At 67.5% G+C, this 13,601-nt stretch carries 9 protein-coding genes; 1 reads left to right on the top strand and 8 read right to left on the bottom strand.

The window, feature by feature from the left end; genetic code table 11:
• Positions 1 to 5: 5 nt before the first annotated feature.
• Positions 6 to 2,213, top strand: coding sequence for a penicillin acylase family protein (locus ABIB28_RS10510; RefSeq protein ID WP_354288087.1), 2,208 nt, complete (start codon positions 6 to 8; stop codon positions 2,211 to 2,213).
• A 4-nt stretch (positions 2,214 to 2,217) separates the two neighbouring features.
• Here ABIB28_RS10510 and ABIB28_RS10505 read toward each other — a convergent pair whose 3' ends face one another.
• The 8 genes from ABIB28_RS10505 to ABIB28_RS10470 all read right to left on the bottom strand — a co-directional run bounded on the left by ABIB28_RS10505 (position 2,218) and on the right by ABIB28_RS10470 (position 13,412).
• Entirely contained in the window at positions 2,218 to 4,533 is a 2,316-nt protein-coding gene (locus ABIB28_RS10505; RefSeq protein ID WP_354288086.1) for a TonB-dependent receptor, read from the bottom strand.
• Between the two features lie 43 nt (positions 4,534 to 4,576).
• A complete protein-coding gene (locus ABIB28_RS10500; protein ID WP_354288085.1) occupies positions 4,577 to 5,530 on the bottom strand; it encodes a FecR family protein in 954 nt (317 codons plus the stop codon).
• Entirely contained in the window at positions 5,520 to 6,080 is a 561-nt protein-coding gene (locus ABIB28_RS10495) for an RNA polymerase sigma factor (RefSeq protein WP_354288084.1), read from the bottom strand. Before ABIB28_RS10495 ends, ABIB28_RS10500 begins: the two co-directional genes overlap by 11 nt.
• A gap of 94 nt (positions 6,081 to 6,174) precedes the next feature.
• Positions 6,175 to 7,047, bottom strand: coding sequence for a glycosyltransferase family 2 protein (locus ABIB28_RS10490; protein ID WP_354288083.1), 873 nt, complete (start codon positions 7,045 to 7,047; stop codon positions 6,175 to 6,177).
• 272 nt (positions 7,048 to 7,319) lie between these two features.
• The gene (locus tag ABIB28_RS10485) at positions 7,320 to 8,759 is read right to left on the bottom strand and encodes a glycosyltransferase family protein (RefSeq protein ID WP_354288082.1); all 1,440 of its coding nucleotides are present in this window, start codon (positions 8,757 to 8,759) and stop codon (positions 7,320 to 7,322) included.
• A gap of 23 nt (positions 8,760 to 8,782) precedes the next feature.
• Entirely contained in the window at positions 8,783 to 10,072 is a 1,290-nt protein-coding gene (locus ABIB28_RS10480; RefSeq protein WP_354288081.1) for an N-succinylarginine dihydrolase, read from the bottom strand.
• A 27-nt stretch (positions 10,073 to 10,099) separates the two neighbouring features.
• Positions 10,100 to 12,457: a thiamine pyrophosphate-binding protein gene (locus ABIB28_RS10475; RefSeq protein ID WP_354288080.1), complete on the bottom strand. Its 2,358-nt coding sequence runs from the start codon at positions 12,455 to 12,457 to the stop codon at positions 10,100 to 10,102.
• Positions 12,458 to 12,509: 52 nt separating this feature from the next.
• Entirely contained in the window at positions 12,510 to 13,412 is a 903-nt protein-coding gene (locus tag ABIB28_RS10470) for a LysR family transcriptional regulator (protein ID WP_322160085.1), read from the bottom strand.
• Positions 13,413 to 13,601: the final 189 nt, after the last annotated feature.

Raw genomic sequence — 13,601 nt, 5'->3', positions numbered from 1 at the left:
TGCCCATGGATAGACTCGCCCGCCGCCCGCGCAACCTGTTCGCTCTTGCCGCACTGCTCGCGCCCTCGCTGGCCGTCGCTGCGGCCGCTGCCCCGCCCCAGCCCGAGCAGGCCCGCTGGCGCGCCGAGGCAGCGCGTGTGACGATCACGCGCGACACCTGGGGGATCGCGCATGTCGTCGGGCGCAGCGATGCCGATGCGGTGTTCGGCGCGATCTACGCGCAGGCCGAGGACGATTTCAGCCGGATCGAGGCGAATTATCTGACCGCGCTGGGGCGCACCGCCGAGGCCGAGGGCGAAGGCGCGATCTGGGCCGATCTGCGCCAGCGGCTCTATGTCGATCCGGTCGAACTTCAGGCGCAGTACCGAGCGAGCCCCGCTTATCTCCAGACGCTGATGACCGCCTGGGCCGACGGGCTTAATTATTACCTCGCGACACACCCGCAGGTCCGCCCCAAGGTCCTCACGCGGTTCGAGCCGTGGATGGCCCTGTCCTTCACCGAAGGCAGCATCGGCGGCGATATCGAGCGGATCTCGCTGTCCGACCTCGCTTCCTTTTACGGCGGCCGGCCGATCACCATCGCGTCGGAGGATACCGGCCCGCTCCCGCGCGAACCGCGCGGATCGAACGGCATTGCGATTGCGCCGAAGAACACGGTCGGCGGCCATGCGCTGCTGCTGATCAACCCGCACACCAGCTTCTACTTCCGCTCCGAACTCCAGATGACGAGCGGCGAAGGGCTGAACGCGTACGGCGCGTCGACCTGGGGGCAGTTCTTCATCTATCAGGGCTTCAACGAGCAAGCCGGGTGGATGCACACCTCGTCGGGCGTCGATAACGTCGACAGCTTCGCCGAGGAGATCAGCCGCTCGGGCAAGACCGCCGCGTATCGCTACGGCAAGGCGATGCGTCCGCTGCGGACTGCGGTGGTGACGCTCTCCTATCGCAAGCCCGATGGAACGATGGCGGCGCGCAGTTTCACCACCTTCGCCTCGCACCACGGCCCGATCGTCGCCGAACAGAACGGCAAATGGATCGCGCAAGGCCTGATGTGGAAACCGATCCCCGCGCTCGAGCAAAGCTGGCTGCGCACCAAGGCGCACGATCTCGCCAGCTACATGAAGGTCGCCGAGCGAAAGGCCAATTCGTCGAACGACACGCTGTTCGCCGACGCGAAGGGCGAGATCGCCTATCTCCACCCGCAATTCGTTCCGTTGCGCGACGACCGCTTCGATTATTCCAAGCCCGTCGACGGCGCCGATCCCGCGACCGACTGGCATGGGCTGCACTCGATCGCGAGCTTGCCCAACGCGATCAACCCGCAGGTCGGCTGGGCGCGCAACACCAATGACTGGCCGTGGAGTGCTGCCGGGCCCGATAGCCCCAAGGCGAAGGACTATCCGCGCTACATGGACAGCGCGGGCGAGAATCAGCGCGGCGTACACGCCGACCTGCTGCTCACCGACCGCCACGATTTCACGCCCGAACGGCTGATCACGGCTGCCTATGACAGCTACATGCCCGCGTTCGCGACGCTGATCCCGCCGCTCGTCAAGGCGTATGACGCGCTCCCGGCAAGCGACCCGCGCCGTGCGAAGCTCGCCGCGCCGATCGCGATGCTGCGCGGCTGGGACAATCGCTGGGGCACCGATTCGGTCCCCACCACGCTCGGCATATTGTGGGCCGGGCAGATGTGGCGCGATGTCGGCAGCTTCATCCTCTCCGAACAGATCAACGTGCCGCGCTATATCGCGACGCGCGTGTCCGACAGCGGCAAGCTCGATGCGCTCGGCGCGGCGGTCGACCAACTGACGCGCGACTTTGGCGACTGGCGCGTCGGTTGGGGCCGGATCAACCGCTTCCAGCGGATCGACGATTCGATCCAACCACACTTCGACGACGCCAAGCCAAGCATCCCGGTCCCCTTCGCCTCGGCGCAATGGGGCAGCCTCGCTTCGTTCGGCGCGAAATTCTATCCCGGCACGACCAAGCTATACGGCTCGAGCGGCAACAGCTTCGTCGCGGTGGTCGAATTCGGCCCCAAGCTGCGCGCCTGGGCGGTGACCGCGGGCGGCGAAAGCGGCGACCCTGCCTCGCCGCATTTCAACGACCAGGCCGAGCGCTATGCCGCGGGTGCGTTGCGGCCGGTCTATTTCTATCCCGACGATCTCGCAGGGCACATCGAACGCCGCTATCGCCCCGGCGACCGCTGAGCGGCTACCAGGCGACCGACACGCCCAAGCGCACGTTGCGCGGGCGCAGCGGGGTCGTCTGCTGGCGCGAGGCGAGGATCAGCGGGTTCCCGAGCGAGAAGCGATTGGCGGTCGCGTTCGTCAGATTGTCGCCCGCCAGCGTCACGTCGAACGTGTGCCAATGCCACGCGATCTGCGCGTCGAGCACGGCGTAATTGCCTTGGCTGACGTCGAGAAAATCCCCGGTCCCCAGCACCGATCGCCCGACATAGCGCCCCGACGTCGCGATGCTCAACATGGACGCATCGCGCAGGGTCCAACGATAGCTCAGCCCGGCATTGCCAGCGAATGCCGGCGTCTCGGGCAAACGCCGATTGGCCTTGGTCGAGGATTGCGCGAGCGGCCCGTCGACGACGTTGTGCGTGTAGAGAAAGGCGAAATTGGCGTGCAGCCCGCGCACTGGCACCCAGTCCCCCGTGGCTTCGAGCCCGATGATGTCGGCATTGCCGATGTTGGAGGTGTAGGGCTGGCCCCGCCGCGTGTAGAGATCCGCCTGGATGTCGCGCCAGCGCGCGTACGAGGCCGCGACCGTGAGCTCCAGCCCGGTCGCGCCGGTGCGTTGCTTGCGTAAGCCAAGCTCGCCGACCGTGATCGAGTCCGAGCCGAAATCCTGCACGCGCCCGACCCCGCTCGCAACCGCCAAGCCGCCGGTGCGATAGCCCGACTGCACGCGCGCAAACAGCGCAAGGCGCGGCCCGACCAGCCATGACAGCGCCAGCGTCGGATCGATCCGTCGTGTCGCGCGCCCCTTGACGAAGCTGTTGCTGCGCGGCGTGACCGACGGCTCGCCATCGGTCCGCGCCGCCGTCACGCGCGCGCCGCCAGTTACCGTCAGCCGCTCGGTAACGGGCCAGTTCGCCTCGCCGAACACCGAGACGCTGTCGGTACGGTTGCTGACGCCGATGATGTCGCGAGTCTGGTTGGGCATGCCGAGCGTGCGCGCCTGGACATCGCGATCCTCGAGAAAGGCGAGGCCAACCAGCCAGCCGATCTTGTCGGGCACCGCGCGCGACAGTCGCGTTTCCTGGACGAACAGCTTGTCGCTTTGCTCGGTGGTGTAGACGGTCGGCCCGGTCGCGCCGATCGTGCGAGAGGCGTCGAACGTGTCGAAGGTGCGCAAATCGACATAGCCCGTCGCCGACACCAGATCGAGACCGCTGTCCCAGTGCTTGCGCACCACGCCACGCGCGAGCTTGATATGGCTGCTATAGGGCTGCGCGAGCACCGAGCGGCGCTCGAGCGGTCCGCTCATCGTCTCGGCATATTGCCCGTCGGCGGCATCGATCTTCTGGCCGAGCGCGCCGAGCTCGATGCTCCAGCCATCGCCCGGCGCGATCACCAGGCTCGCGCGGCCGCCGATCCGATCGGCGCGGTTGATGTCGCCGAGCCGACGCATCGAGTCGGTGATGTAGCCGCCGTCGCGCTCGCTATAGCCGACCACACGCAAGCCGATGCGATCCTTCAGGATCGGCAGATTGACCATGCCCGCGGCATCATAGCCCGCCGCGCCGCCCTGCGTCAGCGTAACGCCCGCGCTGAGCGATGCCGCGGTCTTGGCAAGATCGGTCGGGTTGGGCTCGAGGTGGATGATGCCGCCGATCGCACCCGATCCGTACAGCGTACCCTGCGGCCCCTCGAGCACCTCGACGCTTTTCATGTCGTACAGGTTGAGGCTCGGCTCGGGTCCCGCAAAACCCAGTGGAACTTCGTCGAAATAGAGGCTCGCGGTCGATTGCGTCGGGCCGTTGAAGCTGCTGTCGGCGATCCCGCGGATGAAGATCTTGTTGCGCCCCTCGCCGAGCTCGGTGTTCTGCAGCACCGGGGTATCGCGCGCGACATCGTCCATCGTCACCGATCGCGCGGCGAGCGATCCCGGCGCGAACCCGCCGATCAGCAACGCGCTGCCCGGAAAACGCAGCAGCGTCGATCCCTGCTTGCTCGCCGTGACGACGATGTCGCCGCCTGGCTCGGTCACGTCGGCGTGCTTGCGGACGGCGACGCGCCGGATCAGCGCGCCGACCGTCTTGGGCGCGCGGACGACGCGGTAGCTGCGCGCATCGATCGCGACCGCACGATAGCCCGTCCCGTCGAGCAAGCGCTGCAGCGCCTCGCGCGGCGCCATCTGCCCCCGCACAGCGCGCGCCTGGATCCGCGCGAGCCCCGGCTCGGTACTGATGATGTCGAACCCGCTTTGGCGTGCGAGCGAGGTGAGCGCGCGATCGAGCGGTTCGGGCGCGATCGTGATCCGCACGCTTTGGGCGGTCGCCGGCGCCGCAATCACGGAGCAGACAGCGATCGCAAACGGTGCCGCGGTGCGCAGACTCTTAATTAGGCGAGATAGACCACCGCTCGCCATCGTGATGCCACTCAGCCCCAACCAATGCGGCCAGATGCGGAACATCCCGCGCCGCCGTCCCCGTCAGTCGGACCATGCCGCTAAAGGGACGCTGCGACAAGCTTGCGTCGATCGAAAGCGTGACGCCGTCGATCCGGTTGACCGCGCTCGCGACGCGACCGAACGGCTCGCCCGTAAACGTGATCGCACCGCTGCGCCAGGCACCGACCTTGGCGACATCGACCTTCGACAGCACGATGCTGCCGACATCCTCATGCACCGTCGCCGCCGCACCCGCGCGCAATGCCACGGCCTCGCGCTGCGGCTGAAGCAGCACCGATCCTTCGGCGACCTGCACGTCGAGCCGCTTGCCGTCGCGCTCGACGTTGAACACCGTGCCGACGTCCTGAACGACCTGCGCGCCCGAGCGGACGGTGAACGGCGCACCCACGTCGTGATGGACATGGAACGTCGCCTCGCCAGAATCGAGCGTCGCGACGCGCGGATTGTTGTGATCGAGAACCAAGCGGCTGGCACCGTTGAGCTCGATCCGCGTGCCATCGTTGAGCGCGATGTCCTGCCGCTGGCCGGGCTTCGTCTCGATCGCATAGGGGGCGGGCCCACCGCCGGCGGGCACGAGCACCAGCGTCAGGCACGCTGCGGCCGCGACAGCCACGCCGCCGCCTGCCCAGGCCCAGACACGGCGCCGCGGCGACGCGACAATCGGAACCTCGATCGGTGCCACGACAGGATCGGCGGGATACAGTTCGGGATGATCGACGAGCAGCGCCATATCGAGCGCGACAGCGTCGAACGCGCGCGCATGCGCAGGATCTTCCTCGAGCCATGCCACGAAGGCATGCCACTCCTGATCGTCCATATCGGCTTGGCGCATATGCCAGTCGATGGCGCGATCGACGATGTGCGCTGGCTCAGCGGTCACGATTCGATTCCCCTTCGCTGGGTAGACGATGTGGCGCTTCCGAATCCGCCTCGCTCGCGATTTTGTACGCTTGTATTTCCTTAACGGCGCGTCGCAACAGCTTCTCGACCCCGCTCAACGTCATGCCGAGCCGCGCGGCGATCTCCTTTTGCGGCACGTCCTCGAGCCGGTACAGCCGGAGCGCGGTGCGCATCCGCTCGGGCATCGCCGCCAATGCACCCTCGAGCCGCGTCAGCCGTTCGCGGTCGAGCAACGCGCGCTCGATCGTCGGCTGTTCGTCGGCGGCGGGCTGGACCTCCATCCACGCGGTATCGCGCGCGCCCGATCGCGTTGCGGCAATCCGCCGGTCGGACGCGTGGTTCGACGCCATGCGGTAGAGATAGGCTGCGGGCTGCGCGACGGGCTGCGACGTCGGCAGCTGGTCGAGCTTGATCCACATGTCCTGCAGCGCGTCCTCGGCATCGGCGCGATTGCCGAGCCGTGCGACAAGCAAACGCAGCAGCATCGGCTGCTCGGCCAGAAAGACGGCCTTGAGACCGCCTTCGGTCACCGAATCGCTGGGGTTTGCAACATACTATAGCCTAAAGCGCCGAACGTCCCCGCCCGCAACCCCCGTGCCACGCGGCCAGTCCGGTATCGTCCGATTATGCAGCTTTTTGCAGCATGACGGCGCAGTCGGGCTTGGCGTAGAAGTGCCGTTCGCGAATGCGATCGCTCGACAGGCGCCGGGCGGCAAGGCGGCGCGCAAGAAACTGATAAAAGAACCAGTCGCGCGCAGGCTCAGGCGTCGCGTGATAGAGAATCCGCTCGGCGAGCGTCCAGCGGATCGACTCACGGTCGCGCGGGCGCGGCGAGGGCGCGCACCACAGGCCTTCGCCATATGCCAGCCGCCCGAACTTCGCCATGCGGTGCATGATCTCGTGATCCTCGAGCACGTACCCCCAACGCAGCGCATCGAACTGCCCCGCACGGCGCAACACGTCGGTGCGGAACACCTGCCCTGCCCCACCTGTGTGGCATTGCGCGGGAAACAGCCGTGCCGCCCGCGCCATGCGCTTGGCGGCCTCGACATGATCCTGCTCCGTTGCAGTCGGCGTGACGAAATAGGCGCCGCCCGCGACTGCGCCGGTTTCGAGCAGACGCTCGGCTTGGCGCAGGTAGTTGACCGGATACAGCGTATCGGCGTCGCACGTCGCGACGAACCGCTTGCGGGCGCGCTGGACGCCCGTCTGGAGCGCATTGACCTTGCCGGGGCGCCGCTCGACCAACAGCGTGAAGGCGAGACCGAGCCGGCGGCACGTCGCCGCAGCGACCGCGCCGCTGCCGTCGGTCGACCCGTTGTCGATCAGGATCAGTTCGAACGGCACGTCTTGCGCAGCGAGGCTGGCGAGCGTGCCGTCAAGGAAATCGCGTTCGTTGAAGAACGGGATCAGCACGCTCCAGCGCGGCAAAGCGGTCGCGGCCGGACGCTGACCCGGAGCTCCCCACTCGGGATAGTATTGCGATTCGAGCAACATGGCCGTTTCCTGTAAGCGTCTGTCAGACGGTCTTAGAAAGAAGCGGAGAGAGCGCGGATCGCCGGAATGGCCCGCGCTCGGTTTGCGATAATGCGGCCGCCCCCCGGCCAACTGCACCCGATGCCGGACGCGATACGGGCGTTAAGTCCCATAAACTGGTTCGCGGTCGGCATCGGCAAACGAGATCTCCTCGTTAACAGAACGATACCGATGCCGGATAACCGGACGGAAAATATTGCGCTGCGGAACTTTTTCTTACGTCAGGCGTGCGATCACCGTCGGAAGGGACGATCGTTGCGCAGATAGACGACTGCGCGATAGTCGTTCCGGGGCGTGCCGAACACCGGCCGATAATCGCGCGCAAGCGCTGCCTCGACCGCGGCATGGCTCTGCTCGTTCCACTCGGCAAGCGGGCGGCTGGCGCTGACGATCACTGGCGGACGGTGCGCGAGGATACGACGGACCTCGGCGGCCTCGTCGATCCCCGTCGCGCCTTGCTCGGGCGCATAAGCGAGCGTCGAGGGGAAGGCATAGGCGGTCGGGATGCAGGCATCCGCGAGCTGATAGACGATCGCGTCGCCGATGAAGACATAGGGGCATTCGTGTCCGCTATTGGCCTTCACCACGCGCGCCAGCGCACGGACGCCGGGCGCGTCGTCGGGGCGGATCGCCGCCTCGACCGCGAAGACGGTGAGCCCGGCGGCAACGATCGCGAGCGCGATCCGGCGATGCCGCCCGAACGTCACCGCCGCCAGCGTCAGCAGGGGTGGCAGCAAGGGCAGCGCATAATGATCGAAGAACACGCCGAGCAGCACGAACGGCACGAGCGCAGCGCCGAGCCACGCTGCCGCCAGGCGGATTTCAGGACGCTGCCAATCGCGCCGCAGCGCCGTGGCGGCACACAGCACGAGCAGCAGGAGTTGCGCGCTGATCCCGGCGAGCCGGCGCAGCGTGAGGTCGATCGGATAGCTGTAATGGCCGCGCGCGAAGATCGAGGTAAAATTATCGTACCAGAACGCGCGGAAGGCCGCGGGGCCGAGCTGCCAGTAAAAGCCGATCGCCGCGAGCGTCGGGGCAAGCCCGAGCGCCAGCCACACCAGCCCCGCCGCTCCGAGCATGCCGAGCTTTGCGCCGGCGCGCCGCAAATAGAAGAGATGCGCGAGACCGAACAGCGCACCCTCAACCGCAGGCGTGTATTTGGTCTGGATCGCCAGCCCGGCGAGCAGGCATGCCCCCGCCCCGCTCCAGACGATCGCACGCGCGTCGCGTCGCTCCGCAAGCGCCGGGAGCCGCAGCAGCAGGACCGCGCCGAGCGCCATGAACAGGTTGAAGAACACCGGCGACTGCCCGGCGCGGCCGCTGAGCATTGGCAGCCATACGAGGTACGCCGCCCCCGCAATCAGCGCGCCCGCTGCATTCGCCCCCGCGATCCGCGCCGCGCGCCCGATCGCCCAGGCCGCCCCCACCGCAAAAAGCAGCGCGACGCCTTGATAGGCGAGGATCCCGTCGCCCGGCAGGAGCCGTGTCGCGGCATAGATCAGGAACAGCCCGATCGGCTTGCGGTCCCACAGGTCGATATACGGCAGCGCGCCGTGCCACATCCGGCTGCCGACCAGCGCATAATATTGCTCGTCGGTGTGGATGATCGGATTGCCGAAATCGGCGCCGCGCAGCGCAAGCGCGAGCAGCACGAGCACCAGCAACGGAGCCACCGAACGCAGCCGCTCGGCGAGGCTCAAAGCTCGCCGGGTCCGAAGCCAAGTCCGTCGAGCAGTGCAGCTCGTGCCGCACGGCACTGCCGCCACATCGCCGGGTCGCCGAGATCGTCGGGCGCGATCCGTTCGGGCCAATGCCGCTCAATCAGATCGGTGAGCAGATCGCAGCGCGCCGGGTCGAGCAGGAAGCGCGGGTCGATCGCCGCATAGGCCGCATCATCCACCGCGACGCGCAGCCGCAGGCACGCCGGCCCGCCGCCATTGCGCATAGACTCGCGCAGATCGAGCGCCTCGACCGAGCGGATCGGCCCATTGCCCGCGAGCATCGTCTGCAGCCAAGCCCACACCGCCGGCACTTCGCGGCACTCGCCCGGCACGATCAGCGCCATCGCACCGTCGGGCAGGGTCACCAGTTGCGAGTTGAACAGATACGATCGGATCGCCGCCTCGAGCGACACTTGCGCCGCGGGCACTTCGAGGATGATCGCCTCGGGCAACCGGCTGCGGATGAAGGCATAGACAGATGCCGGATCCTCGAACGCCTGCTCGTGCGTGAACAGCACGCTTTCGTTGGCGACCGCGACGACATCGTTGTGGAAGGCGCCAGCGGCGATCGCGGCTTCGCTTTGCTGGACGAGCAGCGTGTCGGCGGGATCGAGCCCATGCCGCCGCGCAACCGCCGCACTCGCGGTGCGGTTCTGGCGCGCGGGAAAGCCGCTCTCCTGACGCACGCCATAGACGAACAGCTCGATCCCGCGCGCAGCGTGGCGCGGCGCCATCCGCATGAAGTTCGCCGCACCCTCGTCGCCGAGTGGGGACGGCAGCGCGTCGTGCACCGCGAAATGGTGCTGGTCGCCAAAGGCGAGGCGCAACTGCCGCGCGGTCTGTGGCGCTTCGAGGCTGCGGTGGAGCATCGTCGAGAGATTGGCGACCGAGATGTGGCAGCGGCCGTCGCCGGTATCGGGCGCGGGCGAGACGGTGCCGGCATTGGCGGTCCACATCGCCGATGCGGCCATCACGTTGCGCAGCAGCCCCGGATCCTCGCGCCATGCCGCAGCGAGGACGGCCTCGTCGTCGCCGGCAAAGCCGAGCTGGCGCAGCCACGTCGCATCGGGCCGATCGTGCGGCAGCAAAAGACCTTGCAGCAAGCCGAGCGCCAGCATGTGGCGCATCTTGGCGATGCCCTGCAGCGCCGCCCCGCGCGGCGAGGACACCGCGCCGGCATTGCTCGCCGAGGCGATGTTGCCGAACGACAGCCCGGCATAATTGTGGCTCGGCCCGACCAGCCCGTCGAAATTGATCTCGCGCATGCTCGGCAGCTACCGCAATCGCCGCCGCTAATCCACTGGCCCGAGGCACAGCTCGGCGACCGCATCGACGATCGCCTCGGCATCGAGCCGATACGCGCGGAACAGATCTGGCAGATCACCCGTCTGGCCGAAGCGATCGGTGCCGAGCGGGCTCACGCGCATCCCGCGCACGCTGCCGAGCCACGACAGCGTCGACGGCGCGCCGTCGATGATCGTGACAAGCTTGGCGTGCGGCGCGAGCGCGCCGAGCAGCGTGTCGGCATGGCTCGACGCGCCCGCCCCGGTCCAACGCCCGGCGTGCCGCGCCGACCAGCCACGATGCAGCAGATCGGGCGACGTCACCATCAGCAGCCCCAGACCCGGCACGTCGTCGGCGAGCAGGGCAGCCGCTTCGAGCACCTCGGGCGTCACCGCGCCGGTGAAGACGATCGCGATGTCGGCGTCGCCGGAGGGTGCTTTCAGCCAATAGCCGCCGCGCAGCGCATCGTCCTGCCAGCCATCGTCGGCCCGCTCGATCTGCGGGATCGCGCGCGTCGTCAGCCGCAGGTAGACCGATCCGCCGTCCTCCGCCTGCATGTGCGCGAAGGCCCAGCGCATGATCAGCGCGAGTTCGTCGGCGAAGGCAGGCTCGAAATAGGTGAGCCCCGGCTGACCGATCCCGATCAGCGGCGAATTGATCGACTGGTGCGCCCCCCCCTCGGGCCCAAGCGTCAGCCCCGACGGCGTCGCCACCAGCAGGAAGCGCGCGTCCTGGTAACAAGCGTAATTGAGCGCATCGAGCCCGCGCGCGATGAACGGATCGTACACCGTGCCGATCGGCATCAGCCGCGTGCCGAACAGCGGCGCGGCAAGCCCGAGCGCCGCGAGCATCAGGAACAGATTGTTCTCGGCAATGCCCAGCTCGATATGCTGGCCCGCGCCGTGCCCCGCCCATTTCTGCGCGGTCGGGATGCGCGCGGCGGAAAAGACGTCCTTCAGTTCCTGCCGCCGGAACAGCCCGCGCTGATTCACGAACGCGCCGAGATTGGTCGAGACGGTCACGTCGGGCGACGTCGTGACGATCCGGTCGGCGAGCGGATGCCCCGATTTGGCGAGATCGAGCAGGATCCGCCCGAACGCCGCCTGGGTCGAGAGCTCGGCCCCATCGGGCACCGGCAGGCGCTCGGGCACCGCCACAGCCTGAGCCGGCTTCGCCTTGACCGCCTGTGCCAGCGCACTCGCCTCGACCACCGCGCGCGCCGAAGCGGCGGCATTGTCGCCGAGCCCGCCATACGGCGCCCATTCCTCGCCCTCGACGATGCCGAGGTCGCCGCGCAATTGCGCGATCTGGCCGGGGTTCATCAGTCCCGAATGGTTGTCCTTGTGCCCCGCAAACGGCAGCCCGTAGCCCTTGACGGTATAGGCGATGAACAGCGTCGGCACGTCATCGTCGCAGCGCGCGAACGCCTCGAGCAAGGTCGCGATGCAATGCCCGCCGAGATTGGTCATCAGCGCGGCGAGCGCAGCATCGTCCTGCGCCGCGATGAGCGCGAGCGTCTCGCTTTGCCCGGCCAGATCGGCGTTCAACCGCGCGCGCCAGGCAGCTCCGCCCTGATACGTCAGCGCCGCGAACTCGGCATTGGGGCACGCGTCGATCCAGTCGGCGATCGCTTGCCCGCCGGCCTGCGCAAACACCTCACGCTGCTTCTTGCCGTGCTTGAGCGTCTCGACGCGCCAGCCACACGTCTCGAAGATATCGTCGAAGCGGCGGAACATGCGGTCCGCCGTCGTGCTGTCGAGCGACTGGCGGTTGTAATCGACGATCCACCAGCAATTGCGGATGTCGTGCTTATAGGCCTCGATCAGGCATTCGTAGATATTGCCCTCGTCGAGCTCGGCATCGCCCATCAGCGCGATCATCCGGCCCGCATCGGCCTCGGCCATCTCGCCATGCGCGATCAGATAATCCTGGATCAGCGAGGCAAACGCTGTGATCGCGACGCCCAATCCGACCGAGCCCGTCGAGAAATCGACCGGGATCGAATCCTTGGTGCGGCTCGGATAGCTCTGCGCGCCGCCCATCCCGCGATAGCGTTCGAGCGCGTCCTGGCTTTGCTGGCCGAGCAGATAGTGAATCGCGTGCAGCACCGGCCCGGCATGCGGCTTGACCGCGACTTTGTCGTTCGGGCGCAGCGCGCCGAAATAGAGCGCGGTCATGATCGCGGTGATCGACGCGCAGCTCGCCTGATGTCCGCCGACCTTCAGCCCGTCGCGGCTGTCGCGCAGATGGTTGGCATTGTGGATCGTCCAGGACGACAGCCAGCGCAGCCGCGTCTCGATCGTCTCGAGCACGGCGATGGTGGCGGGATCGGCGGGGTGCGCCGGCGGGGTAGCGATCATATCCATGCCGCCCCATAGCCGATTGGCGCGCGACCGCGAGGCCCCTTTTGGCGCGGTGTCATCCGGTGGCGACGGGTACCCCCTGGCGCGCGGCGAATTGTGCGATCAACCAGCTGCGCACCAGGCTGATCGTCGGATCGGCAAGATCCTCCGCGCGCAACTTGAGGTAATAGCCAAAGCCGTCGTTGATCACGCTGTCGTACGGCAAAACGAGCCGCCCGGCGGCGATTTCGGGCGCGAACATGTCGATATCGGCGAGCGCAACGCCGTCCGAATGTATCGCATAGCCGACCGCGAGCGCATTCGCGTCGAAGGCAAGCCCGCGCTCGACGTCGAGGCTGATCCGGCATTGATTCGCAAAAGTGCTCCACAACAGCCCGCGCGGTTGCCCCTCGAGCTTGACGTGGAGCAGCGGATTGTCCGCCAAGAACTGCTCGAGCGTCTTGCCCGCGTTGCGCTGCGCCACCTGCGGCGAGCAGACCGGCGCGACGCGCACCATCCACAGCAGATCGGTCACGCGATCATCGATGTTGGGCCGGTCGAACACGATCGCCATGTCGGTCTCGCCGCTCGGCAGGCCGACCGCGGGCGAGCTCGAAATGTCGATCCGGATCGCGGGATGCTCGGCGTGGAACGCCTGGATCATCGGCATCGCGACTTGCTGTAACAGCGTCGGCGGGATGTGGAGCCGGATCGGACGGCTGGTGTCGGGATTGCCGCTGATCGCATCCATCGTCTGTTCGATCCGGTCGAACGCCTTGCGCACTTCGGGCAACAGCGTGCGCCCCGCCGCGGTCAGCGCGAGTGTCGGCCCCGAGCGGTCGAACAGTTTGTGGCCGAGCTGCTCCTCGAGGCTGATGACGTGCCGGCTCACCGCGCTTTGCGAGACGTCGAGCGCCTGCGCGCCGGCGGTAAAGCTCAACCGCTGGCCGACCGCATCGAACGCGCGGAGCGCATTCAACGGGAGCCAGCGCCGATTGTCCGGGGATGAGCGAGGAATAGCGAACTCCTGAGCGATGCGGGCCATGCCGAGGCGAAATACCAAGCGCGTTTTGCCACGCGATGCAACGCCGTGCGCGCCGCCGATGGGTCCGGGAAGGTGCGCAAGGTCTATCTGCCACGCCCTTCCGCCGCTACGAAGGTCGATCTT

Source organism: Sphingomonas sp. UYEF23 (assembly GCF_040546165.1).
GTDB lineage: Bacteria > Pseudomonadota > Alphaproteobacteria > Sphingomonadales > Sphingomonadaceae > Sphingomonas > Sphingomonas glacialis.
Note: the sequence above shows the minus strand (reverse complement) of the source record. Positions and strands in the feature narration are given on the sequence as shown.

What these genes read in the sequence shown, in the direction of transcription:
- ABIB28_RS10490 (WP_354288083.1), bottom strand. Translation starts at nt 7,047, where the DNA reads ATGTTGCTCGAATCGCAATACTATCCCGAGTGGGGAGCTCCGGGTCAG.
- ABIB28_RS10475 (WP_354288080.1), bottom strand. Translation starts at nt 12,457, where the DNA reads ATGGATATGATCGCTACCCCGCCGGCGCACCCCGCCGATCCCGCCACC.
- ABIB28_RS10480 (WP_354288081.1), bottom strand. Translation starts at nt 10,072, where the DNA reads ATGCGCGAGATCAATTTCGACGGGCTGGTCGGGCCGAGCCACAATTAT.
- ABIB28_RS10510 (WP_354288087.1), top strand. Translation starts at nt 6, where the DNA reads ATGGATAGACTCGCCCGCCGCCCGCGCAACCTGTTCGCTCTTGCCGCA.